Genomic DNA, 24328 nt, shown 5'->3' with positions numbered 1-24328 from the left:
GGAAGGACCCGGTGTCCCGTCCCGGCCACGACGGCCGGGACGGGACGGCCGGGGCACGTGAAGACATGTGGCAAGTGGCGATAGCAGAAGGCGGGGCGCCGTGAGCACCAAGGACTACCTGGAGAAGGACTACTACAAGGTCCTCGGTGTCGCCAAGACGGCCTCCCAGGAGGAGATCAAGAAGTCCTACCGGAAGCTGGCCCGCAAGTACCACCCGGACGCCAACAAGGGCGACACCGACGCCGAGGACCGTTTCAAGGAGGTCTCCGAGGCCTACGACGTCCTGTCGGACGACAAGCGCCGCAAGGAGTACGACGCGGTGCGGTCGATGCCGGGCGGTTTCCGCGGCCAGCAGGGCGGAGGCTTCCCCTTCGACCTCGGCGACCTGTTCGGCCAGCCCGGGGGCGCCGGCGGCGGGACGCAGACGGGCGGCGCCGGTGAACGCATCGGCGACCTGTTCGGCGGCCTGTTCGGCCGCGGCGGCGGCACCCGCACGACGGGCACGACGCGGCGCGCGAGGCGCGGCGCGGACGTCGAGACGGACGTGACGCTGTCGTTCGGGCGCGCGATGAACGGCGTGACCGTCCCGATCAAGCTGACCAGCGAGGCCCCCTGCAACGGCTGCCGCGGGACCGGCGCCAAGGCCGGCACCGTGCCGCGGGTGTGCCCGAACTGCGAGGGCACCGGGCACGAGACCCGCAACCTCGGCAACTTCGGCTTCCAGGAGCCGTGCAAGGACTGCCACGGCCGCGGCCTCGTCGTCGACGACCCGTGCCCGATCTGCCACGGCAGCGGCCGCGCCACCGGCACCCGCACCATCCAGGCCCGCATCCCGGCGGGCGTCGCCGACGGCCAGAAGATCCGCCTCAAGGGCAAGGGCGCACCGGGCGAGAACGGCGGCCCGCACGGCGACCTGTACGTCAACATCAAGGTGCAGCCGCACCGCGTGTTCGACCGCACCGGCGACAACCTCACGCTGACCGTCCCGGTCACGTTCCCCGAGGCCGCGCTGGGCGCGGAGATCAGGGTGCCGACGTTCCAGGGGCAGCCCGTCACGCTGCGCCTGCCGGAGGGCACACCGAACGGCCGCACGTTCCGCGTCAAGGGCCGCGGCGCCCCCCGGCGCGACGGCACCAAGGGCGACATGCTCGTCACCGTCGACGTCCAGGTCCCGCAGAAGCTCGACGACCAGGCGCGCGAGGCCCTCGTCCGGCTCCGCGCGGCGGGCACCGGCGACGACCTGCGCGCCGACCTCCTCCAGCAGGCACGACAGGAGTGAGTTGGGTGGATCCGTTCGGCGATGACACACCGGTCTATGTGATCTCGGTGGCGGCGCAGCTGTCCGGGCTGCATCCGCAGACGCTGCGGACCTACGACCGGATGGGCCTGGTGTGCCCCGGCCGGACGGCGGGACGGGGCCGGCGCTACTCGATGCGCGACATCGTGATGCTCCGTGAGATCCAGCGGCTCTCCCAGGAGGAGGGCATCAACCTGTCCGGCATCAAGCACATCCTGGAGCTGCAGCGCGACAACGTGCGGCTCCGCGAGGAGCTCGGGAAGGCGCACGCGGCGCTGGAGGAGCTCGCCAACGAACTCGAATCGACCCGTTCCGTCGCGGCGCGGCTGGCGCAGCAGCGGCGGCACGGCGAACAGGGCGGCACTCCCGGCTCCGACCTGGTGCCGATCAGGCACACGAGTGTCGTGGTCTGGCACGAGCGCGACCGGGACTAGGACATTGGGTAGTTGACGGGGGCCTGGGGGTCGCCCCCCAGAATGAGACGTGGGGACTTTGGGGACATGGACTACAAGCTGACGCAGAAGAGTCAGGAGGCGGTGTCGGTCGCGGTCCGGCGGGCCGCGGCCGAGGGGCACCCCGAGGTGGAGCCGCAGCATCTGCTGGTGGCGCTGATCGCCCTGGCGGACGGCACGGCGGTGCCGCTGCTGGAGGCCGTCGGCGCGGACTGGCAGGCGATCAGGCGGCGCGCCGAGGAGCAGCTCGCGGCGAAGCCGAAGGCGCAGGGCTCGACGGTGGCGACGCCGCGCCTTTCGGGGCAGCTCCAGCGGTCGATCAACACGGCGGCGAACCGGGCGCAGCAACTGGAGGACGACTACGTCTCCACCGAGCATCTCCTGGTCGGGCTGGCGGCGGACGGGGGCCCCGCGGCGGGCCTGCTGAAGGAGTTCGGCGCGACGCCGCAGGCGCTGCTGGACGCGTTCGAGAAGGTGCGCGGCCACGCCCGCGTCACCACGGAGAACCCGGAGGGCACCTACCAGTCGCTGGAGAAGTACGGCGTCGATCTGACGGCGGCGGCCCGCGACGGCCGGCTCGACCCGGTGATCGGGCGCGACTCGGAGATCCGCCGGGTCGTGCAGGTGCTGTCGCGGCGGACGAAGAACAACCCGGTGCTGATCGGTGAGCCCGGCGTCGGCAAGACCGCGGTCGTGGAGGGCCTGGCGCAGCGGATCGTCGCGGGCGACGTTCCCGAGTCGCTGCGCGGCAAGAAGCTCGTCTCGCTGGACCTCAGCGCGATGGTGGCGGGCGCGAAGTACCGCGGCGAGTTCGAGGAGCGGCTGAAGGCCGTCCTGCACGAGATCAAGGAGAGCGACGGGCAGATCGTCACGTTCATCGACGAGCTGCACACCGTCGTCGGGGCGGGCGCCGCCGAGGGCGCGATGGACGCCGGCAACATGCTGAAGCCGATGCTGGCCCGCGGCGAGCTGCGGATGATCGGCGCGACGACGCTGGACGAGTACCGGGAGCGGATCGAGAAGGACGCGGCGCTGGAGCGCCGGTTCCAGCAGGTCTTCGTCGGCGAGCCGACCGTGGAGGACACGATCGCGATCCTGCGCGGGCTGAAGGGCCGCTACGAGGCGCACCACAAGGTGCAGATCAACGACTCGGCGCTGGTGTCGGCGGCGGCGCTGTCGGACCGCTACATCACGTCCCGGTACCTGCCGGACAAGGCGATCGACCTCGTCGACGAGGCCGCGTCCCGGCTGCGCATGGAGATCGACTCCCGGCCCGTCGAGATCGACGAGCTGCAGCGCACCGTGGACCGGCTGAAGATGGAGGAGATGAACCTGTCCAAGGAGACCGACGAGGCGTCCCGGCAGCGCCTCGACCGGCTCCGCGCCGACCTGGCCGACAAGCAGGAGCATCTGACCGGCCTCGTCGCACGCTGGGACAAGGAGAAGGCCGGCCTCAACCGTGTCGGCGAGGTCAAGGAGCGGATCGACCAGCTGCGCGGCGAGGCGGAACGCGCCCAGCGCGACGGCGACCTGGAGACGTCCGCGCGCCTCACCTACGGCGAGATCCCGGAGCTGGAGAAGCGGCTGGAGGAGGCGTCGGAGGCCGCCGAGAACCGTGACGCGATGGTCAAGGAGGAGGTCGGCCCGGACGACGTCGCCGACGTGGTCGCGTCGTGGACGGGCATCCCCGCCGGGCGTCTCCTCGAAGGCGAGACGGAGAAGCTGCTGCGCATGGAGGACGAGCTCGGCAAGCGGCTGATCGGCCAGGCGGCCGCCGTCCGCACGGTGTCGGACGCGGTCCGCCGCGCCCGCGCGGGCATCTCCGACCCGGACCGCCCGACCGGCTCGTTCCTGTTCCTCGGCCCGACCGGCGTCGGCAAGACGGAGCTGGCGAAGGCGCTCGCGGAGTTCCTGTTCGACGACGAGCGGGCGATGACCCGCATCGACATGAGCGAGTACTCCGAGAAGCACAGCGTGGCGCGGCTCGTCGGCGCCCCGCCCGGCTACGTCGGCTACGAGGAGGGCGGGCAGCTCACCGAGGCCGTCCGGCGCCGCCCGTACTCGGCGGTGCTGCTGGACGAGGTGGAGAAGGCGCACCCGGAGGTGTTCGACATCCTCCTCCAGGTCCTCGACGACGGCCGGCTCACCGACGGGCAGGGCCGCACGGTCGACTTCCGCAACGCGATCCTGATCCTGACGTCCAACATCGGTTCGCAGTTCCTCGTCGACCCGACGCTGGAGAACGGCGCGAAGCGCGAGGCGGTCTGGAACGCCGTCCGGAACTCGTTCAAGCCGGAGTTCCTCAACCGCCTCGACGACGTGATCCTGTTCGACGCGCTGTCCACCGTCGAGCTGACCCGGATCGTGGACCTGCAGGTCGACAAGCTGGCCGAGCGTCTCGCGGAACGGCAGCTCACTCTGAAGGTGACCGACGCGGCCCGCGAGTGGCTGGCGATGACGGGTTACGACCCGCTGTACGGGGCGCGTCCGCTGCGCCGCCTCGTCCAGACGGCGATCGGCGACCAGCTCGCCCGCGAGCTGCTGGCCGGTGAGGTCCGCGACGGCGACGAGGTGGTCGTCGACCTCGACGAGGCCGCCGACCGCCTGACCGTCGAACCCTCCCGCGGCCTGACCCTCACGAAGTAGGACGCCCGTGTGCCCGCCGCCCCGTCCGACGGGGCGGCGGGCATACGCGTGTCAGGCGTTGAGCCAGTCGGCGGGGACGTCGTCGCGGAAGCGGTCGAGGGTCTCCTCGTCGCGGGCGCGGACGGAGAGCCAGCCGCCTCCACCGTCGCACAGGAGCAGCCCCGGGCCCGCGTAGAAGGCCTGTCCGCCGCCGCCTTCGGGGTAAGCGGGGAAGGGCAGGCGGGTGAAGCGGCGGGCCAGTTCGCCGTCGTCCTCGAAGTCGCCGTGGTCGCATACGGGCTCGTCCGCCTGGAGCGCCTCGGAGAGGACGATTTCGATGCAGGACACGGAGAATCCGCTCAGCCAGCCCTCCCAGCGCTCCGCCTCCTTGTCCCCCAGGTCGGTGCGCATGCGGACGGGCGGGTCGTCGTCGTCCAGGTCGGTGAGAAGGATCCCCCATGACGCGACGCCCTGGTTCTCTTCGCGGAAGACCAGGGCTTCCTTGCGGTCGTCCACGTAGAACCGGTCCGGGCTCAGCAGTGCGTGCATGTTGCTGTGCAGGTCGGTGCGGCGGCCGAACAGCGTGTACGCCTCGCGGAGAGCGGCGGGCAGGAGGACGCCCAGATCTTCTTCGACCGCCGTGAGCTCGGCTTCGGGCGTCCCGTCCTGGGGGGTCAGCGGGGAGCGCCAGGTCGCGGCGAACCCCCGGATGTAAGTCCAGGCGGCCGTTCGGTCACGCAGCGCGGACGGGAGATCCCGGACGAGGTCGAAGGAATCGGTCACGTTCGTGAAGCTACTCCGGTGACCGGGCGCCCGTCGGCGGATGTCCGGTTCTGCTGTGAGCGTGCAACTGTTCCGTACAGAACGTACAGAGGGCAGAGTCGTTCCATGAAGCTTCTGATGCTGGGCGGGACGGAATTCGTCGGACGAGCCGTCACCGAAGACGCTCTCGCACGCGGATGGGACGTGACCGTCTTCCACAGGGGGCGCCACGAGCCGCCTCAGGGAGTCGAGTCATTGCACGGCGACCGCACCGCCGAGGACGGTCTCAAGGCCCTCACCGGCGGGGAGTGGGACGCGGTCGTCGACACCTGGTCGGGCGCACCGTCCGCCGTACGCGACGCCGCGCGGCTGCTGGACGGGCGGGTCGCACGGTACGCCTACGTCTCGAGCCGTTCGGTCTACCGCTTCCCCACAGCGGCCGGGCTCGATGAAACCGCCGCCGTGGTGGACGGCTCCCCCGACGACGGCGAGGTCGACTACGCGGCGGCCAAGCGCGGTGGAGAACTGGCGGCGGCCGACGTGTTCGGCGACAGGGCACTGCTGGTGCGGGCCGGGCTCATCATCGGCCCCTACGAGAACATCGGGCGCCTGCCATGGTGGCTGACGCGGATCGCCCAAGGCGGTGAGGTGCTGGCGCCCGGCCCACACGACGCGGGGCTGCAGTACATCGACGCCAGGGACCTCGCCAAGTGGACCCTGGAAGCCATCGAGAAAGGGATCGGCGGGCCGTTCAACCTCGTCAGCCCACCCGGCCACACGACGATGCGCGAGTTGCTCGAAGCGTGCATCCAGACGACCGGTTCGGATGCCGAGCTCGTTTGGAAGGCCCCTGAAACCATCCTCGAAGCGGGCATCCAGCCGTGGACGGATCTGCCGATCTGGCTTCCACCTGGTGACGCATACGACACCATGCACCGCGCCAACGTCGACCGGGCACTGGCCACAGGGCTGCGTTGCAGGCCCGTCGAAGAGACGGCCGCCGACACCTGGGATTGGCTCCGGTCCATAGGCGGGCAGGCACCTCAGCGTCCCGACCGTCCCGTGGTCGGGCTGGCGTCCGACAAGGAGGCCGAGGTCCTGCGCGGCTGATCCGGCGAACGCGAGCGGCGCCGTCGCGGTCAGCGCCCGAACTCGCCTCGCTTCACGCGGGCGACGAACCCCGCGCCGGTGAGCAGGCGCGTCGTCCGGGGTCAGGCGGGAGGTGCCCGGCGCGGCCGTCCGGGCCGGGCCGGGTCAGGGCAGGTGGGCGGAGATCCGGGTCAGGAGGACGCGCAGCAGCGCCAGTTCCTCCCGGCCCACGGCGTCCCGGACGCGGCCCCACTCGGCCTCGACGACGGCGGTCAGCCGGGTCAGCTCCTCGTGGCCGTGTTCGGACAGGAACACCAGCACCCTGCGGCGGTCGGCGTCGTCCACCCGCCGGTACACCAGCCCCGCCGACACCAGGCGGTCCACCACCTTGGTGAGGGTCGGCGCGGGCATCAGGGCGTAGTCGGCGATCTCGGTCATCGGATGCCCGGCACGGTCGGCCAGCAGGGAGACGACGCGCCACTCCTCCACGGTCGAGCCGGCGGTCTTCAGCGCCGCGCCGAGCCGGGCGGCGATGCCGCGCTCGACCCGCGCGAGCACTCGCGGCAGGTCCATCTCGTCCTGCGGAACGCTTGTCGTAGTCATCGCAAGACCTAAGATTACCGTCTCGTAGGAAGTATTTTTGGCCTCCCATCGGTTACCGTCCCGGTTATGGACGACCTGAACGTCGCCCTGGTGGTGCCGTTGCAGGGGCCCGCGGGACTCTTCGGGCCCTCGGGGGAGCTGTGCGCCCGATTGGCTCAGGAAGAAATCAATGCGGAGGGCGGTGTGCTCGGCCGCCGGCTGCGGCTGGTCCGGGTGGACGGCGGCGCGCCGCCGCCGCAGGTCGCCGACCGGGTCGGCGCCCTCGTCGCCTCGGGCGCCGTGCACGCGGTCACCGGCTGGCACATCTCGGCCGTCCGGCAGTGCCTCGCCCCGCGCCTCGCCGGGCGCGTCCCGTACGTCTACACCGCGCTCTACGAGGGCGGCGAGCGTTCGCCGGGGGTCTTCCTCACCGGCGAGACGCCGGAGCGCCAGCTCCGTCCCGCGCTGCGCCGCCTCGCCGCGGAGTTCGGCGTCCGGCGCTGGACGGTCGTCGGCGACGACTACGTCTGGCCGCGCGTGTCCGCCCATGCCGTCCGGTCGTTTCTGGCCGAGCAGGACGCCGTGCTGTGCGACGAGCTCTTCGTCCGGCTCGGCACGCAGGACTTCAGCGGGCCGCTGCGCAGGATCGAGACGAGCGGGTGCGAGGGCGTCCTCATGCTGCTGGTCGGCGACGACGCGGTGGCGTTCAACCGGGCGTTCGGCGCGGCCGGCCTGCCGCAGCTGCGCTTCAGCCCGCTGATGGACGAGAACATGCTGCTCGCGACGGGCGTGGAGGGCACGCGCGGGCTGTTCGCCGCGGCCGGTTTCTTCGAGTCGCTGCCGACCGAGGACGGCCTCGACTTCGGCGCCCGCTACCATCGCCGCTTCGGCCCGCAGGCACCGCCGCTCAACAGCATGGGGGAGTCCTGCTACGAGGGGGTGCGCCTGCTCGGCGAGCTGTTCCGACGCAGCGGGACGCCGGACGTCGGCAGGATGAACGCGGTCGTCGAGGGACTCGGCTACGACGGTCCGCGCGGGCCCGTCGAGGTGCGGAACCGGCACCTGCGGCAGCGCGTGTTCCTCGCCGCCGCCGACGGGCTGGAGTTCGACGTCCTGTGCCAGCTCTCCCCTTGACCAGCGCTTCATACAGAAATAGTTTCGCTGAGAAATAGAGGGGGTTCTCATGGTGGCGACCTACGAACTCGGTGACCTCGTCCTCCAGGGCGGCGCGACGCTGCGCGGGGCACAGCTCACCTACGAAACACATGGCGACCTGGCGCCTGACAAGAGCAACGCCATCGTCTATCCGACCTGGTACTCCGGCAGGCACCAGGACAACGAGTGGCTCATCGGCGAGGGCATGGCGCTGGATCCCGCCCGTTACTTCATCATCGTTCCGAACATGCTGGGCAACGGCCTGTCCAGCTCGCCCAGCAACACGCCGCCCCCTTATGACCGGGCCCGGTTCCCGCACGTGACCATGTACGACAACGTCGAGGCCCAGCACCGGCTCATCACCGAGCACTTCGGGATCGAGCGGCTGCCGCTCGTGACCGGCTGGTCCATGGGCGCCGGCCAGACCTACCAGTGGGCCGTCAGCCACCCTGACATGGTGGAACGGATCGCGCCCTTCTGCGGCTCCTCGCGCACCAGCTACCACAACCGGGTGTTCCTCGAAGGCGTGAAAGCCGCCTTGACCGCCGACGCGGCCTTCGCGGAGGGCTGGTACACCACGCCGCCCACCCGGGGCCTGCGCGCCGCCGCCCGCGTCTACGCCGGCTGGGGGTTCTCCCAGGCGTTCTACTGGGATCGCCTCTACGAACGGCTCGGCTTCAGTTCCCTCGAAGACTTCCTCGTCGGCTTCTGGGAGGGCTTCTTCCTGGACGACCGTGATGCCAACAACCTGCTCACCATGCTCTGGACCTGGCAGAACGCCGATGTCGGCCGCACGCCGGGCTTCGATGGCGACACCGAGGCCGCCCTCGCGTCCATCAAGGCGCGCGCGCTCGTCATGCCGGCCGAGAAGGACCTGTACTTCCCGCCCGAGGACGAGGCGTGGGCCGTCCGCCACATCCCCGGAGCCGAGCTCCGCGTGATCCCCGGCGTCTGGGGACACTTCGCCGGCCACGGCAGCAATCCCGACGACACCGCCTTCGTCGACGCCGCCCTGAAAGGACTCCTGGCGGCCTGACCGGACGGCCCGAACGTCCGATCGCGTCCCCGCGGGGGGCGGGCGACCGGGTCGATCGTGCGCGGCGGCGGACGAGAAGCGCCATGACCATCGCGTTCCCCCTATTGACGGAAGCTTCCCGACAAAATACTTTCTGTGGAAAGTAATACGCGCGGCTGGAGGCCGTCATGGTGATCTATCAGTACCGCTGTACCCGCTGCGGACCCTTCGACCTCGCCCTGCCGATGGGCGGCGCACGGCCCGAGCACCGCTGCGCGCGGTGCGACGGCACCGCCCGCCGGGTGTACACCGCCCCGGCGCTCACCCGGCCCGGCGCGCCGCTGACCCGGGCGCTGGACGCCCAGGAGGCCGGACGGCACGAACCCGCGGTGGTGACGGCACCGCCTCCGGCGCGCCGCCGTCCCGCCCCGCCCTCCGACCCGCGCCACGCGCTTCTCCCGAGGCCCTGAGGGGGACCCGATGGCAAGTGTGGGCCTGCTCTACGTCGGCGCGGTGCTGTTCGTCAACGCGCTGATGATGCTGGGACGCGTCGAGGCGCGGTCGGCGGCGATCCTGAACCTGTTCGTGGGCGCCATGCAGGTGGTGCTGCCGACGCTGCTGCTGGTCGCCGCGGGCGACGACCTGGCGGCGATCACCGCGGCGGCCGGCATCTACCTGTTCGGATTCACCTACCTGTACGTGGGCATCGGGCTGCTGGCCGGCCTCGACACCACCGGCGTCGGCTGGTTCTCGCTGTTCGTCGCGCTGGCGGCGATCGTCTTCGCGGCGGTCAGCTTCTTCGACGTCCGGGACCACCCGTTCGGGGTCATCTGGCTCTGCTGGTCGTTCCTGTGGTTCCTGTTCTTCCTCGTCCTCGGCCTGAAGCGGGACGAGCTGACCCGCTACACGGGATGGGTCACCCTCGCCAACGCCGGGGGCACGACCACACTCCCCGCGTTCCTGCTGCTGACCGACACCTACTCGACCTCCGCCGTGTTCGCGGCGGTCCTGGCCGGCTGCGCCCTCGCCGTCTTCGCCGGACTGTGGGTCCCGACCCGCCCCGGACGCCGGCCGAGCAGCGCGTCCGCCGGAGCCGTCACCGGCCCCTGACCGGGGACGGCCCGGCCGGCCTCCCCAGACCTCACAAGATCATCCGAATCCGATCAGGGAGGGATCCCGATGCCCGAAGTCGTCTTCAGCGTCGACCAGGCCCGGTCGATGCGCGATCAGAACGCGCCCGGCCACAACAGGTGGCATCCCGACATTCCGGCGGTGGCCACCGTCCGTCCCGGGGCGGAGTTCCGGGTGGAATGCCGGGAGTGGACCGACGGTCAGATCGGCAACAACGACTCGGCCGACGACGTGCGCGACGTCGACCTGTCGCCCTGCCACATGCTGAGCGGGCCCATCGCCGTCGAGGGCGCCGAGCCCGGAGACCTCCTCGTCGTCGACATCCTCGATCTCGGCCCCGTGCCGCAGGAGGCCGGAGGCGCCGCCGGCCAGGGATGGGGCTACACCGGCGTCTTCGCCAAGCAGAACGGCGGCGGGTTCCTCACCGACTACTATCCCGACGCCTACAAGGCCATCTGGGACTTCCACGGCCAGCAGGCCACCTCACGCCACATCCCCGGCGTGCGCTTCACCGGCATCACCCACCCCGGCCTGTTCGGCACGGCCCCGTCCGCGGACCTGCTCGCGAAGTGGAACGCCCGGGAACAGGCGCTGATCGACACCGACCCGGCCCGGGTGCCGCCGCTCGCGCTGCCGCCCCTCGTGGACGGCACGCTCGCCGGGACGCTCACCGGGGACGCGCTCGCCAAGGTCGGCGCCGAGGGCGCCCGCACCGTCCCGCCGCGCGAGAACGGCGGCAACCACGACATCAAGAACTTCACGCGGGGCTCGCGCGTCTTCTACCCCGTACACGTACCCGGCGGCATGCTCTCGGGCGGCGACCTGCACTTCAGCCAGGGCGACGGGGAGATCACCTTCTGCGGCGCCATCGAGATGGGCGGCTACATCGACTTCCACGTCGACCTCATCAAGGGCGGCATGGAAAAGTACGGCGTGACCACCAACCCCGTGTTCATGCCCGGGAACGTGGAGCCGCGCTACTCCGAGTTCGTGAGCTTCGTCGGCATCTCGGTGGACCACGACTCCAACACCAACCACTACAACGACGCCACCCTCGCCTACCGGAACGCCTGCCTCAACGCCATCGAATACCTCAAGAACTTCGGCTACAGCGGCGAGCAGGCGTACCTCCTGCTGGGCGCGGCACCGATCGAGGGCCGGGTCAGCGGCGTCGTCGACATCCCGAACGCCTGCTGCTCGCTCTACCTGCCCACCGCCGTCTTCGACTTCGACATCCGTCCGACGGCCGAGGGCCCGCGCCGCGCCGACCGCGGCCAGTGCGCGGTCTCGTCCTGACCTCACGCTCGTGAGGGCGGCCGCCGCCCTCACCGGCGGCCCGGTCCCGTTCCAGTGCGGGCCGGGCCGCCGGCACGAGACCGCACCACGAGATCGGGTCACGGCATGAATCAGGGTCGCGGCATGAGGGAAGCCCACAACGCCCCGACCGCCCGGCGATCGGCCTCAACACCGAGACCGAAGCGAAGTGCTACACCCCTAACCCGGATGCCGCTCCAGTGGACGCGACAGGGCTTGGTCGGCTAAAGAGGCTGGCATGACCGCTTTGGTACTCGGGCCCCACCTCCGGCACGTGAGTCACCACACCGCGACGATCTGGGTGGAGACCGACCGTCCCTGCGAGGTTCGGGTCGTCAACAAGGAGCACGGCCTGGACGCGGGCGCCCGGACGTTCACCGCCCACCGCCACCACTACGCGCTCGTCGAGATCGACGGGCTCTCGCCGGGCGCGCGGATCCCCTACGAGGTGGTGGCCGACGGCGAGACCGTCTGGCCCGAAGGCGACACCGGATATCCGCCGTCCCAGATCAGGACGCTGGACCCGGCGAGTGACCTGCGGATCTCGTTCGGGTCCTGCCGCCGCTCGCCGGGCACGGTGGAGCAGTTCGGGTACGACGCGCTCACCGCGTTCGCGGACAGGCTCCGCACGGGCGGCGACTCGGTCGCCTGGCCGGACATCCTGCTCATGGTCGGCGACCAGATCTACGCCGACGAGCTGACCGACCAGATGCGCGAGTTCATCCGGGGCCGCCGCGGACCGGAAGAGCTGCCCATCGAAGAGGTCGCCGACTACGAGGAGTACACCTACCTCTACAAGCTGGCGTGGCACGACGATCCGGCGGTGCGGTGGCTGCTGTCCACCGTCCCGACCTTGACCGTCTTCGACGACCACGACATCAGGGACGACTGGAACACCTCCTACGCGTGGCGTGAGGAGATGTGGTCGCAGCCCTGGTGGAAGGCCCGCATCACCGGCGGGATCGGCTCGTACTGGATCTACCAGCACCTCGGGAACATGTCGCCGCAGGAACGCGCGTCCGATCCCGTCTTCAAGGCGGTGCGGACGGCGTCGGACACCACCGGCGACGCGGGCGTCGTCCTCGACGAGTTCGCGGAGAAGGCCGACAAGGAACCGGCCGGCGCACGCTGGAGCTACGTCCACGACTGGGGCGGAACCCGCCTGATCGTCGTCGACAGCCGATGCTCCAGGCTCCTCACCTCCGAACGCCGCGGCATGCTCGACGACGAGGAGTTCGAGTGGCTGGACGGCCACTGCCAGGGCGGCGTTGACCATCTGCTCATCGCGAGCTCCCTTCCCTACCTGCTGCCCATGGCGATCCACCATGCGGAGACGTGGAACGAGGCCGTCGCCGGGGGAGTCTGGGGCAAGGCCGGAGCCAAGCTCGGGGAGAAGATGCGGCAGGCCGCCGACCTGGAGCACTGGGCGGCGTTCGAAGGCTCGTTCCGCACCCTGGCCGCCGCCGTCGTCGCCGTCGGACGTGGTGAACGGGGTCCCGCACCGGCGAGCATCTCGTTCCTGTCCGGCGACATCCACTACTCGTACCTCGCGCGGGTCACCGAGCCCGGTACCGAGTCGACGATCTCGCAGATCGTCTGCTCACCGCTGCGCAACCCTCTGGCCGGGGTGTTCCGCTGGGCCAACCGCTTCGCGTACTCCCGGGCGGCCGGCGGGCCGTTCCGCGCGCTGGCGAGGCTGGCGAAGGTGCCGGTCTCGCCGATCCGGTGGCGCATGACCGACGGCCCCTGGTTCCACAACGCCATCGCCACCGTCGAAATGTCGGGACGGGACTGCGACGTGCGCTGGGAGACACCGCGCGACGGCGGCACGCTCACCGAGATGGGGCATGCGGAAATCACCGGCTGGCCGGGCCGCGGCCCGTCCGAATAATCCGCCGCCACGACCAGAATGGGCAACGATCGGTGGCCAGGTCATCACAATTTGCGAGCACGAAACGGCGCGCCCCACCCGGCCCGCACGGAAAGCCGCGGAACAACCCCCGGCACGGCGCCGACCAGGTCGCTCACCTGCCGCCCACCTGCCGCTCACCATGAGCGGTTGAAGCCCGGGTCGCGGGTGTCCCGGGATTGAACCCGCCACCTGCTTCTTCCCGTAAAGATCATGGGGAACCACAGGGCCGGCCCGAATCGGCTGGTAGCGTCCGCCGCGGCTTCTGATTTCTTTGTTACCGGGGAGTCGCCAACCGGCGGCCTGCCATGAAAGAGTGGCGAATCGCCGTATTGGCCTACCGGGCATACGCGCTTCACTACGCTATAGGCGCCCGGAGACACTACGCCGGATGGGCACGCTGTGAGCTCCCGTGTTGAGGAAGGGCGGTGTCGCATGGATCGCTGCGCGCTGTTCGTAGACGCCGGCTACCTGCTGGCCGACGGTGCGATGTCCGTGCACGGCACACGCCATCGCGAAACCGTTTCGTGGGACTTCGGCGGCCTCCTGCAGCTCCTGGGCAATCTCGCCAGAGAACGCACCGGAATGCCGCTGCTGCGCTGTTACTGGTACGAGGCGACGGTCGAGGGCCGCCGCTCCCCCGAGCACGACGCGCTCGCCGACCTGCCCGGACTCAAGCTGAGACTCGGCCGCATCCGCCCCGGCCGCCGCGAGGGCGTCGACTCCGAGATCCACCGCGACCTGATGACCCTCGCCCGCAACGGCGCGCTCACCGACGCCGTCCTGGTGAGCGGCGACGAGGACCTCGCCCAGGTCGTCACCGACGCCCAGGACCTCGGCGTCCGCGTCACCATCGTGCACGTCGCCGTCGACGGCAACTGGACGATCTCCCGCGTGCTGCGCCAGGAGTGCGACGACCTCATCGAGATCGGCTCCGGCCATCTGCGCCCCTACGTCAACCTGCTCGCCGGCATGGACGGCAACGCCGGCTCCTCGCTCGGGACGAGCCCGCTGTCCAACGGCCACGGCTCCAACGGCCACGGCAGCTCGCTCGGCCCGCTCCAGACCACCTCGCACAACGGGCCGCCGTCCGCGTCCCCGCTCAGCCAGCCGCCGGCGACGTCCGCGCCGCCCGTCCGCGACCTGGGCCCCGCCATGACGGGCGGCACCGGGCTGAACGGCCCCGGCTCGACCGGCGGCCACGGCATCGGCACCGGCCCGATGCCGCTGCCCGGCTCGACGGGCGGGCACGGCGGATCGTCCTACAACACCGGCGGGCATCAGGTCCCGCTGCAGCCCGCCCCGACGCCCGGGCCCTCCTCCACGCAGGCGCCGCCGTCCCCGGCGCCGCCCGCGCCGGCGCAACCGCCGAGTCCGGGCCCGCAGTACACCCCGTCGCCCGTCCCGGCGCCGTCCCGGCCGCCGCCCCCGCAGACGATGCCGTCGAGCCAGCACGGCCCGTACACGGGCCCGCAGCAGGTCTCGCCCGTGCCGGCGCAGCAGAACACCCCGACGCTGGCGGACGCGGTCAAGGCCGCCCACCAGGAAGGCCAGGACTTCGGCGAGTCCGTCGCCAGGGACGCGCCCGCCCTGTGGCTGGAGGCCGTCCTCGCCCGCAAGCCGCGCATGCCGTCCGACCTGGAGGCGCGGCTCCTGCAGGGTTCCTCGCTGCCCATCGACTTCCTCCTGCACGACGAGGTGCGGCACGCGCTGCGCCGCGGATTCTGGGACGCCCTAGAACGTTCCCGCAGGTGAGCCGCCAGGTACGCACCGGTATTGCGCGATCATCACCGATTCGGCCGCTTCGGCCGCGCGGCGACGGGTAGCGTTGAAGCGTGACGCACGTGACGGAAGACGATCTCGACGACCTGGAGTTCGACACCCTGCGCACCGGCGATCACATCTCGGCGGCGCGCCGGCTCGCCGAGCTGGCCGAGTCGGTGTCCGGCGGGGTATCACGCGCCAACGTCCTGCTGCGCGCCGGTGAGCAGTGGCAGCACGCGGGCGACCACGGCCGGGCCGCCGACCTGTACCGCAGGGCCATCGACGACGGCGGCGAGACCTACGGCGACCCGCGCGCCTACCTCGCCGACGCCCTCTTCGAACTGGGCCGCGCCGACGAGGCCCGCGCGCTCGTCGAACAGATCCGCGCCGACAAGCCGCGCGACCCCGAGGTCTACCGCGCCGTGGCCGAGGTGCTCTACGCCCAAGGCGACGCGACGGGCGCCCACGAATGGGCGACCAGCGGCGCCGACGTCGTCCTCGCCCTGCGCGACCGCGCCGTGGGCACCGGCATCGGCGGCGGCCCCGACGAGTCCCCGGCCCCCGAGGCCGAGACCCTCACTCCGGGCCCCGACGACATCGCCCTCGCCGAGGACAGCCTCGAAGCCCTCCTCCGTCTCCGCTACCGCGCCCGCATCGACCTCGGCCGTGGTGAAGACGACTACGACGCCCTCTTGGACGACCTCCTGAAGAACGGCTGAGACTTCAAGCCGGTCATAGCGTGGCCACTAGTTCGCTCAGGGATTGGGCTACGGCCGCCGGGGGTTCGTGTTCCGTCACGGGCCAGCCGCGTAGGCGCGCCTCTCTGACGGCCTCGTCGTGCGCGGAGGAGCCGGAGCGGTCCGAATGGGTGCGGAGGTACCCGCAGGGCGCCTCCGGCCAATCTGGGGGCATGGGGAGGTCATCGTGGGGCGAGCCCTCGCCGTGGAGGTGCAGGGGGCGCGGAAGGTCGGCGTCGACGAACACGTAGCCGCCCACGGGACGGTGCGCGGCGCGCTGGGCGAGGGCTACGCCGGGCAGCAGGGGCCCGGCGGCGCCGTGTGCGGCCAGGACGAGCGGGGCCACCGGATCGGTCGCCGTGACGATCAGTGAGACGCGGGCGATGTAGCGGGGGCCGGTGCCGTCCGGTACGTCCGGCGCGACCACGTCCAGTCCGTACGAGCGCAGCATCTCCGGCAGGTCGCCCCAGGCGGCCGCGTCGGCGTTCGGCGCGTGCAGCAGAACCAGCGTTCCCGGCGTCATCTCTCCCCCTCCCGGGCACCGTACACGGCGGCGACGGGGGCGCGGCGCGGGGTGAATAGGCTTCGTCGGGTGAGCGATCGCGAAGAACTGCTGCAGATGATCAAGGACAAGGCCGTGGTGCACGGGGACGTCGTGCTGTCCTCGGGCCGGCGGGCGTCCTGGTACGTGGACCTGCGCCGGGTGACGCTGGACGGGTCCGCGGCGCCGCTGGTGGGGCGGGTCATGCTGGACGAGACCGCCGACCTCGATTACGACGCCGTCGGCGGGCTCACGCTGGGCGCCGACCCGGTGGCCGCCGCGATGCTGCACGCGGCGGCGGCGAGGGGGCGCGTCCTGGACGCGTTCGTCGTGCGGAAGGCGGGCAAGGCCCACGGGTTGCAGCGGCGCATCGAGGGACCGGACGTGGCGGGGCGCCGGGTGCTCGCCGTGGAGGACACCTCGACCACGGGCGGGTCGGTCCTCACCGCGGTGGAGGCGCTGCGGGAGGCCGGGGCGGAGGTCGTGGCGGTCGCGACGATCCTGGAGCGCGGCGCGGCCGGGCGCATAGCCGGGGAGGGCCTCGCCTACCGCCACCCGTACGGGGTCGCGGATCTCGGTCTGAGTTAGGACGACGGTTCGCGGACGAACCACTGGCCGCGCTGGCCGTTCGGTTTCCGCGGCTGCACCTCGCCGTAGATGGTGACCTGCAGGGAACCGCCGTTGGTGGCGACGACCTGGAGGGGGGCCTCGTCGTATTGGAGCGTGTCCCCGGTGTCGAGCGTGCCGTTGGTGAGCACCTTGCCCTGGGCGTCGGCGACGCGGACGACCACGTTGGTGGGCTGGCCGGTCACGCGGAGGACCAGGGGCACGGCGGCCGCCTGCGACCTCGTTGCCTGGGTGGGGCTGGGGGACGCCTCGGCGGAGGACGGCTCGGCCGAGACGGGACCCTTCTGCTCAGGGTCGCCGGAAACCGCGTTGACCAGTGCCATGCCGCCCACGACCAGAAGGGCCAAGGCGGCCATCACGGCAAGCACCGCGATCAGTATGCGCGCGAGACCCCTAGGGTCCGACCGATGACGTCCCACATGGGGAGGTTAGCGATAACTGTCACCGCTGAGCGACGGACGTGACTCTTCGGGGCCATTCTTATTCGGACCCTGGTCCGGTTTACGGCCCTTCATCATCTCCCGGACGATCGGAATCAGCGACAGGATGACGATGACCGCGACGCCGGGAAGGATGTACTTCTCGATGTTCGGCACCTTGGAACCGAGGAAGTGGCCGACCAGGAAGAGCGACTCCGTCCAGAGGATCCCGCCGACGGCGTTCCAGATCAGGAACTTGCGGGAGTCCATGCCGAGCATCCCGGCGAGCGGGTTGAGGAACGTCCGCACGATCGGGATGAACCGGGCCAGCACGACCGCCTTGGCCGGGCCGAACCGGTTGAAGTAGTACTCGGCCTTCTCCACCCACTCATGCTTGAAGATCCTGGAGTCGGGGCGGTCGAAGAGCCTGCGGCCGTAGCGGGCACCGAGCCAGTGTCCCGTCTGGGCGCCGGCGATGGCCGCGATCGGGCCGCCGATGAGCAGCGCCGGCAGCGAAAGCGGCTGGAACTCCTGCCCGTTGACGGTCGTGACCGCGGTGAGGATTCCCGCCGTGAAGAGCAGCGAGTCACCAGGAAGCAGGCAGCCGAACAGCAGGCCGGTTTCGGCGAAGATGATGGCGATCACGCCGATCGTCGCGAACGTGCCGAAGAGCTGCAGCCATGCGGTCGGGTGCAGCCACTCGGTGATACTGAGGGGAAGGGCAGTGAGATCCACACCGTGAGCGTACCTTTCCACACACTCCGATTAGGCGAGATACTGAGGGTGGACGGCATGCCCGACCCGGAAGACGGGTGACCTGGGCCCCATCCCGGGGTTCCCGGACCACCGGGTGCTACCGCCCGGCCGGATGCCCGGCGGCACCGACCAGTACGAAAGGACGCTGATCAATGCCCATCGCAACGCCCGAGGTCTACGCGGAGATGCTCGACCGTGCGAAGCGGGAAGGCTTCGCCTTCCCCGCGATCAACGTGACGTCCAGCCAGACGCTGAACGCCGCGCTGCGCGGCTTCGCCGAGGCCGAGAGCGACGGGATCGTGCAGGTGTCCACCGGAGGGGCCGAGTACCTGTCCGGCGCCACGGTCAAGGACATGGTGACGGGTGCGAGCGCCCTCGCCGAGTACGCCCGGGTCGTGGCCGCCAAGTACCCGGTGAACATCGCGCTGCACACCGACCACTGCCCGAAGGACAAGCTGGACGGCTTCATGCGCCCGCTGGTCAAGATCTCGCAGGAGCGGGTGGCGCGCGGTGAGGAGCCGCTGTTCCAGTCGCACATGTGGGACGGGTCGGCGGTCGAGCTGCACGAGAACCTGCGGATCGCCGAGGAACTCCTGGAGGAGTGCGCCAAGGCGCGGATCATCATGGAGATGGAGATCGGCGTCGTCGGCGGCGAGGAGGACGGCGTCGCCCACGAGATCAACGAGAAGCTCTACACGACGCCGGGTGACGCGCTCGCCACCGCCGAGGCCGTCGGCGTGGGCGAGAAGGGCCGCTACATCCTCGCGGCGACGTTCGGGAACGTGCACGGCGTCTACAAGCCGGGCTCGGTCAAGCTGCGTCCCGAGGTGCTCAAGGAGATCCAGGACGCGGTCGGCGCCAAGCACGGCAAGGACAAGCCGTTCGACCTGGTGTTCCACGGCGGCTCCGGCTCCACGCTGGAGGAGATCCGGGAGGCGGTGTCGTACGGCGTCATCAAGATGAACATCGACACCGACACGCAGTACGCGTTCACCCGCCCGGTCGCCGAGCACATGTTCCGCAACTACGACGGCGTGCTGAAGGTCGACGGCGAGGTCGGCAACAAGAAGCAGTACGACCCGCGCTCGTGGGGCAAGGCGGCCGAGGCCGCGATGGCCGCACGTATCGTGCAGGCGGCCGAGAACCTCCAGTCCGCCGGCCAGAAGATCAAGTAGCGCGGATGCGGCACGGCCGGGCGGCCGGGGCCCGGTTCCACGGGTCCGGGCCGCCCGGCCTCCGCGTTGCTTGACGAAACTCCGGTAGGCTCGGCGGTGTGGCACTGCCCCGCACCTACGAGTCGCAGAACTGCTCGATCGCCCGGTCGCTGGAGGTCATCGGCGATCGGTGGACGCTGCTGGTGATCCGCAGCGCGTTCGAGGGCGTGCGGCGTTTCGACGATTTCCAGGACGCGCTGGGCGTGGCCCGCAACGTCCTCACCGACCGGCTCAACCGGCTGTGCGACGAGGGCATCATGCGCCGCGTCCCGTACCAGGAGCGGCCGGAGCGGCACGAGTACCGGCTGACCCGCAAGGGCGTCGAACTGTGGCCCGCGATGATGACCCTGCTGATGTGGGGCGACCGCCACTACGCGCCCGAAGGCCCGCCGCTGATCATCGGCCACCGCGGCTGTGACGGCGCTTTGACCCAGCGGTTCACCTGCGATTCCTGCGGCGCCGCCCTCGGCCCGTCCGACGTGGCTCCCCGCCCCGGCCCGAGCGCCTGACCCCGGTCGGTCCGCGGTCGGCGGGCTTTGCACTCCTTAGAGTTGCTTCACGAAACTTTCTGCGGTCCAATGAGTTGCATGACGAAACTCGATGTGCGCAGCGCCGCCCACATTGACCCGGCGCTGAGCGACGTCCGGATCCGCCCGTACGGCATCACCGACCACGACCGCGTCCACCGGATGTCGGGCCGGCTGTCCGCCGCCAGCCTCTACACGCGTTTCTTCTCCGGCACGCCCCGCATCCCCGACTACTACACGGGCATGCTCGACGGCCTCGACCACTGGGACCGCGAGGCCATGGTCGCGCTGGACGGCGACGAGATCGCCGGCATCGCCGAATACGTCCGCCACACCGGCCACCCCTGGCGCGCCGACATCGCCGTCCTCATCACCGACCCCTGGCAGCACCGCGGCCTCGGCAGCACCCTGGTCGCCTGCCTGGCCCAGCTCGCCGGACGGCGCGGCATCACCGAGTTCGACGCGGACGTCATCCTCACCAACCGGAACGCGGTCCACTTCGTCCGGCGGGGCTGGCCCGCGGTCCGCCCGACCAGCGAGGGCGGCTCCGCGCACTTCCGCCTGCCACTGCCCGCTCCCACCGGCCCTGACCCGGGTTGATGGGGACATGACTCGCCTGCTTACGATGACCCGCATGACCCAGAACCTGCTCGGCGGCCCTCCTCCGACCGAACTGCCGGACAACACCGAGGCCCGCACGGCCCTGGAGAACGGCGTCGACCCGTTCGAAGTCGCCGCGCGCCACCCCGACTACCCCGGCGCGTGGGCCGAGCTGGCCGACCGCGCCTTCACGGCCGGCAGCGTCATCGACTCCTACGCCTTCGCCCGCACCGGCTACCACCGCGGCCTCGACCAGCTCCGCCGCGCCGGCTGGAAGGGCCACGGCCCCGTCCCGTGGGAACACGAGGCCAACCGCGGCTTCCTGCGCGCCCTCCACGCCCTGGCCCGCGCCGCCGCCGCCATCGGCGAGGACGACGAGGCCGAACGCTGCAGGGCCTTCCTCCGCGACAGCAGCCCCACCGCCGCCGACACCCTGACGACCTGATCGCCTCCCGGCCCCGGCGGTGAGGTGCGGTTTCCTCAATCTGCCGGGACGGGTAGGCTTTGATCGCAAGAGGCCCCATCGCTCCTTGCGGCGACAGGGGCCTTCGTCGTGGGAAGGGAAAGTGGCATGCCTGCCATCGTTCTTGTCGGAGCGCAGTGGGGAGACGAGGGCAAGGGCAAGGCCACCGACCTGCTCGGCGGGGACGTCGACTACGTCGTCCGCTACCAGGGCGGCAACAACGCCGGTCACACCGTGGTCATCGGGGACAAGAGCTACGCGCTCCACCTGCTGCCGTCCGGGGTGCTGTCACCCGACGTCGTCCCCGTGATCGGCAACGGCGTGGTGATCGACCCGGCCGTCCTGCTCGGCGAGATCGACGGCCTGCGGGACCGCGGGATCGGCTGCGAGCGCCTGCTCATCTCGGCGAACGCGCACCTGATCATGCCGCACCACCGGGCCCTCGACAAGGTCACCGAGCGCTACCTCGGCAAGGCCCGGATCGGCACCACCGGCCGCGGCATCGGCCCCGCCTACGCCGACAAGATCAACCGGATGGGCATCCGCGTCCAGGACCTGTTCGACCCGAACATCCTCACGCAGAAGCTCGACCTGGCGCTGCGCGAGAAGAACCAGGTCCTCACCAAGGTCTACAACCGGCGCCGCATCGACACGGGCCCGATCGTCCAGGAGTACCTGGCCTACGGGGAGCGGCTGCGGCCGTTCGTCGCCGACACCGCGCTCATCCTCAACAAGGCGCTGGACGACGACAAGCTCGTCCTGCTGGAGGGCGCCCAGGGGACGCTGCTGGACATCGACCACGGCACCTACCCGTTCGTGACGTCGTCCAGCCCGACGGCGGGCGGCGCGTGCGCGGGCTCCGGCCTCGGCCCCACGAAGATCAGCCGCGTGATCGGCATCATCAAGGCGTACACGACGCGGGTGGGGTCTGGACCGTTCCCCACGGAGCTGCTGGGCGAGGAGGGCGAGTACCTGCGCAAGACCGGCGGCGAGTACGGCGTGACCACGGGACGCGACCGCCGCTGCGGCTGGTTCGACGCCGTCATCGCCCGCTACGCCACCCGCGTCAACGGCGTCACCGACTACTTCCTCACGAAGCTGGACGTCCTGTCCGGGCTGGAGCGGGTCCCGGTGTGCGTCGCCTACGAGATCGACGGTGTGCGCGTGGACGAGATCCCCACGACGCAGACCGAGTTCCACCACGCCAAGCCCGTCCTGGAGTACCTGGACGGCTGGCGGGAGGACATCACCGGCGCCAAGACGTTCGACGACCTCCCCGAGAACGCGCAGGCGTACGTCCGTTCCCTGGAGGAGATGTCCGGCTGCCGGATCTCCGCGATCGGCGTCGGCCCGGGACGCGACCAGACGCTCTCCCTGCGGTCGCTGGTCTGAGGTGCGGTGACCGTCGAAGTCCACGGCCACCGGGGAGCGCGCGGCCTCCGCCCCGAGAACACGCTCGCCGGCTTCGTCCACGCCCTCGAACTGGGCGTGGACGCGGTCGAATTCGATGTGGGCGTGTCGGCCGACGGCGTGGTCGTCCTCAACCACGACCAGGCCCTCTCGCCGGTGAACCTCACCGACACCGCCCCCGTCCGGCCCGGCGACGCCGCCTTCCCCTACGTCGGCAAACCGATCCGGGAGCTGACGCTCGCCCAGCTCCGGACGGTGGACGCGGGCGTCCGGCGCCATGAGGCGTTCACGCAGACACCCGTGCCCGGCGCCCGGATCCCGACCCTCGCCGAGGCCTGCGCCCTGCTGGCCCCCGCGGACGTGAAGCTCGCCGTGGAACTCAAGACCGACCCCACCTGGCCGATCGGGGACGTGCGGCGGCTCACGGCCGCCGTGGCGGGCATCCTGACGTCCGCCGGCCTGACCCGGAGGGCGCGTCTCCTCGCGTTCGACTGGCGCGTCCTGGCCGAGGCCCGCCGCCACCACCCGGAGTTCACCCGCGTGGCCCTGATCGAACGCAAGACCCTCGTCCCGGGCACCCCGTGGCTCGCCGGTCTCCCACCGGAGGACCCGGTGTCCGCGGCAGCGGCGATCGGCGCCGCCGTCCTGTCACCCGAACACGCCGTCACGACGCCCGGCCTGGTCGAGCGGGCCCACGCCCAGGGCCTCCAGGTCGCCGTGTGGACGGTCAACATGCCCGAAGACATGACCCGCTTCATCAAGTACGGCGCGGACGCCCTGGTGACCGACTACCCCGACCGTGTCCACACCGTCCTCGCGGCCCGGTGATCCCTAGAGCCAGCCGTTGCGGCGGAAGCCCCTGTGGAGGGAGAAGCAGGCGAGGGCGATCAGGCAGAGGATCATGGGGTAGCCGTAGCGCCAGCGGGTTTCCGGCATGAAGTCGAAGTTCATGCCGTAGACGCCGGCGATGGCGGTGGGGACCATGAAAATGGCGCCCCAGGCGGAGATCCTCCGCATGTCCTTGTTGTCGGCCACGGTGACCTGGGTCATGTGGGCCTGCAGGATGGGGTTGAGGAGTTCGTCGTAGGACTCGACCTGTTCGCGGACGCGGGTGAGGTGGTCCTCGACGTCGCGGAGGTACTCCTTTATCTCGGCGGGGACGAAGCGGCGGCCGGACAGGTTGCGGAGCGGGCCGGCGAGGGGCCCGACGGCGCGCTTGAGCTGGATGACCTCGCGCTTGAGGCGGTAGATGCGGCGGGACTCGTCGGTGCGCTCGGGGGAGAAGACGGCCTCCTCGACCTCGTCGATGTCCTCCATGACGGCGTCGGCGACGCCGACGTAGCCGTCGACGACGCGGTCGGTGACCGCGTGCAGGACGGCCGCGGGGCCGAGGGCGAGGCGGGCCGGGTCCTTCTCCAGGTCGCGGCGGACGGGTCCGAGTTCGCCGTGGGTGCCGTGCCGGACGGTGACGACGAAGTCGGGGCCGCAGAAGAGCATGATCTCGCCGGTTTCGACGATCTCGGCGCCGCCGGGGCCGCTGGCGACGTAGCCGACGGTCTTCATGACGACGAAGTGGACGTCGTCGTAGCGTTCGAGCTTGGGCCGCTGGTGGGCGTGGATGGCGTCCTCGACGGCGAGGGGGTGCAGGCCGAAGACCTCGGCGAGTTCGGAGAGTTCGGTGGAGGACGGCTCGTGGAGGCCGACCCAGACGAAGCCGGCGCTGTCGTCGCCGGGGGTGAGGCGGCCGTCGCGGATGAGGCGGACGGCGTCGGCGACGGTGTCGGTGGAGACACGGTGGCCGTCGATGTAGGCGGCCCAGTCGATGACGGCGGAGCCGCGGTGCGGCGCCTGGACGCCGGTGGGGCGGCCGCGGGTCTTGAACAAGGCGCGGCCGGGGCGGACTCGTGTCATGGCCATGGGGTGCTCCTAACCCGCCGGC

25 protein-coding genes are annotated in these 24328 nt (G+C 70.9%); 19 read left to right on the top strand and 6 right to left on the bottom strand.

Annotation, left to right across the window (positions count from 1 at the left end; all coding sequences use genetic code 11):
* Window positions 1-100: 100 nt before the first annotated feature.
* The 3 genes from dnaJ (at window position 101) to clpB (ending at window position 4395) form a co-directional block, all read left to right on the top strand.
* Entirely contained in the window at window positions 101-1279 is a 1179-nt protein-coding gene (gene dnaJ, locus ACTWPP_RS23150; protein WP_443106426.1) for a molecular chaperone DnaJ, read from the top strand.
* A 5-nt stretch (window positions 1280-1284) separates the two neighbouring features.
* Entirely contained in the window at window positions 1285-1731 is a 447-nt protein-coding gene (locus ACTWPP_RS23145; protein WP_443106425.1) for a heat shock protein transcriptional repressor HspR, read from the top strand.
* Between the two features lie 66 nt (window positions 1732-1797).
* The gene (clpB, locus tag ACTWPP_RS23140; RefSeq protein ID WP_443106424.1) at window positions 1798-4395 is read left to right on the top strand and encodes an ATP-dependent chaperone ClpB; all 2598 of its coding nucleotides are present in this window, start codon (window positions 1798-1800) and stop codon (window positions 4393-4395) included.
* A gap of 51 nt (window positions 4396-4446) precedes the next feature.
* Here clpB and ACTWPP_RS23135 read toward each other — a convergent pair whose 3' ends face one another.
* Window positions 4447-5157, bottom strand: coding sequence for a hypothetical protein (locus ACTWPP_RS23135; protein WP_443106423.1), 711 nt, complete (start codon window positions 5155-5157; stop codon window positions 4447-4449).
* A gap of 105 nt (window positions 5158-5262) precedes the next feature.
* Between ACTWPP_RS23135 and ACTWPP_RS23130 the strand changes: the two genes are divergently transcribed.
* On the top strand, window positions 5263-6246 hold the full coding sequence (locus ACTWPP_RS23130; protein WP_443106422.1) for an NAD-dependent epimerase/dehydratase family protein: 984 nt from the start codon (window positions 5263-5265) through the stop codon (window positions 6244-6246).
* 144 nt (window positions 6247-6390) lie between these two features.
* Here ACTWPP_RS23130 and ACTWPP_RS23125 read toward each other — a convergent pair whose 3' ends face one another.
* Complete coding sequence (locus tag ACTWPP_RS23125) at window positions 6391-6828, bottom strand: MarR family winged helix-turn-helix transcriptional regulator (RefSeq protein ID WP_443106421.1); 438 nt, start codon at window positions 6826-6828, stop codon at window positions 6391-6393.
* A gap of 66 nt (window positions 6829-6894) precedes the next feature.
* Between ACTWPP_RS23125 and ACTWPP_RS23120 the strand changes: the two genes are divergently transcribed.
* The 8 genes from ACTWPP_RS23120 (at window position 6895) to ACTWPP_RS23085 (ending at window position 15814) form a co-directional block, all read left to right on the top strand.
* Complete coding sequence (locus tag ACTWPP_RS23120; RefSeq protein WP_443106420.1) at window positions 6895-7941, top strand: substrate-binding domain-containing protein; 1047 nt, start codon at window positions 6895-6897, stop codon at window positions 7939-7941.
* 49 nt (window positions 7942-7990) lie between these two features.
* A complete protein-coding gene (locus ACTWPP_RS23115; protein WP_443106419.1) occupies window positions 7991-8998 on the top strand; it encodes an alpha/beta fold hydrolase in 1008 nt (335 codons plus the stop codon).
* 167 nt (window positions 8999-9165) lie between these two features.
* Complete coding sequence (locus tag ACTWPP_RS23110) at window positions 9166-9447, top strand: FmdB family zinc ribbon protein (protein ID WP_443106418.1); 282 nt, start codon at window positions 9166-9168, stop codon at window positions 9445-9447.
* A 10-nt stretch (window positions 9448-9457) separates the two neighbouring features.
* Entirely contained in the window at window positions 9458-10087 is a 630-nt protein-coding gene (locus tag ACTWPP_RS23105) for an AmiS/UreI family transporter (RefSeq protein ID WP_443106417.1), read from the top strand.
* A gap of 69 nt (window positions 10088-10156) precedes the next feature.
* Window positions 10157-11404, top strand: coding sequence for a formamidase (fmdA, locus tag ACTWPP_RS23100; protein ID WP_443106416.1), 1248 nt, complete (start codon window positions 10157-10159; stop codon window positions 11402-11404).
* Window positions 11405-11660: 256 nt separating this feature from the next.
* Window positions 11661-13313, top strand: coding sequence for a DUF7800 domain-containing protein (locus tag ACTWPP_RS23095; protein ID WP_443106415.1), 1653 nt, complete (start codon window positions 11661-11663; stop codon window positions 13311-13313).
* 453 nt (window positions 13314-13766) lie between these two features.
* Window positions 13767-15086, top strand: coding sequence for an NYN domain-containing protein (locus ACTWPP_RS23090; RefSeq protein ID WP_443106414.1), 1320 nt, complete (start codon window positions 13767-13769; stop codon window positions 15084-15086).
* Window positions 15087-15166: 80 nt separating this feature from the next.
* Entirely contained in the window at window positions 15167-15814 is a 648-nt protein-coding gene (locus ACTWPP_RS23085) for a tetratricopeptide repeat protein (RefSeq protein ID WP_443106413.1), read from the top strand.
* Window positions 15815-15827: 13 nt separating this feature from the next.
* On the opposite strand, the gene ACTWPP_RS23080 is transcribed toward ACTWPP_RS23085, so the two are convergent.
* Window positions 15828-16355: a hypothetical protein gene (locus tag ACTWPP_RS23080; protein ID WP_443106412.1), complete on the bottom strand. Its 528-nt coding sequence runs from the start codon at window positions 16353-16355 to the stop codon at window positions 15828-15830.
* Between the two features lie 69 nt (window positions 16356-16424).
* Between ACTWPP_RS23080 and pyrE the strand changes: the two genes are divergently transcribed.
* Window positions 16425-16961 (top strand): orotate phosphoribosyltransferase, encoded by a 537-nt coding sequence (pyrE, locus tag ACTWPP_RS23075; protein ID WP_443106411.1) that lies wholly within the window; start codon window positions 16425-16427, stop codon window positions 16959-16961.
* Here pyrE and ACTWPP_RS23070 read toward each other — a convergent pair.
* Both ACTWPP_RS23070 and ACTWPP_RS23065 read right to left on the bottom strand, forming a co-directional pair.
* Entirely contained in the window at window positions 16958-17368 is a 411-nt protein-coding gene (locus ACTWPP_RS23070; protein ID WP_443106410.1) for a RodZ domain-containing protein, read from the bottom strand. The genes pyrE and ACTWPP_RS23070 overlap by 4 nt on opposite strands.
* A gap of 60 nt (window positions 17369-17428) precedes the next feature.
* The gene (locus ACTWPP_RS23065; RefSeq protein WP_443106408.1) at window positions 17429-18154 is read right to left on the bottom strand and encodes a DedA family protein; all 726 of its coding nucleotides are present in this window, start codon (window positions 18152-18154) and stop codon (window positions 17429-17431) included.
* A gap of 173 nt (window positions 18155-18327) precedes the next feature.
* On the opposite strand from ACTWPP_RS23065, the gene fbaA reads away from it, so the two are divergent.
* The 6 genes from fbaA (at window position 18328) to ACTWPP_RS23035 (ending at window position 23217) form a co-directional block, all read left to right on the top strand.
* Window positions 18328-19350 carry a class II fructose-bisphosphate aldolase gene (gene fbaA / locus ACTWPP_RS23060; protein ID WP_443106407.1) on the top strand — a complete coding sequence of 341 codons (1023 nt, stop codon included), beginning with the start codon at window positions 18328-18330 and terminating at the stop codon, window positions 19348-19350.
* 98 nt (window positions 19351-19448) lie between these two features.
* Complete coding sequence (locus ACTWPP_RS23055; RefSeq protein ID WP_443106406.1) at window positions 19449-19898, top strand: winged helix-turn-helix transcriptional regulator; 450 nt, start codon at window positions 19449-19451, stop codon at window positions 19896-19898.
* Between the two features lie 78 nt (window positions 19899-19976).
* Complete coding sequence (locus ACTWPP_RS23050; protein ID WP_443106405.1) at window positions 19977-20516, top strand: GNAT family N-acetyltransferase; 540 nt, start codon at window positions 19977-19979, stop codon at window positions 20514-20516.
* Window positions 20517-20541: 25 nt separating this feature from the next.
* Window positions 20542-20961, top strand: coding sequence for a DUF3151 domain-containing protein (locus tag ACTWPP_RS23045; RefSeq protein WP_443106404.1), 420 nt, complete (start codon window positions 20542-20544; stop codon window positions 20959-20961).
* Between the two features lie 126 nt (window positions 20962-21087).
* A complete protein-coding gene (locus ACTWPP_RS23040; RefSeq protein ID WP_443106403.1) occupies window positions 21088-22371 on the top strand; it encodes an adenylosuccinate synthase in 1284 nt (427 codons plus the stop codon).
* A 6-nt stretch (window positions 22372-22377) separates the two neighbouring features.
* Window positions 22378-23217, top strand: a complete 840-nt coding sequence (locus ACTWPP_RS23035) for a glycerophosphodiester phosphodiesterase family protein (RefSeq protein ID WP_443106402.1) — start codon at window positions 22378-22380, stop codon at window positions 23215-23217.
* A gap of 3 nt (window positions 23218-23220) precedes the next feature.
* Here the strand turns inward: ACTWPP_RS23035 and ACTWPP_RS23030 are convergent, their stop codons facing one another.
* Complete coding sequence (locus ACTWPP_RS23030) at window positions 23221-24306, bottom strand: magnesium and cobalt transport protein CorA (protein WP_443106401.1); 1086 nt, start codon at window positions 24304-24306, stop codon at window positions 23221-23223.
* Window positions 24307-24328 lie beyond the last annotated feature (22 nt).

It is taken from the genome of Actinomadura sp. 3N407, from assembly GCF_052245875.1.
GTDB lineage: Bacteria > Actinomycetota > Actinomycetes > Streptosporangiales > Streptosporangiaceae > Spirillospora.
The sequence above is the reverse complement of the archived record's forward strand: the minus strand, read 5'-3'. Positions and strand labels throughout refer to the sequence as shown.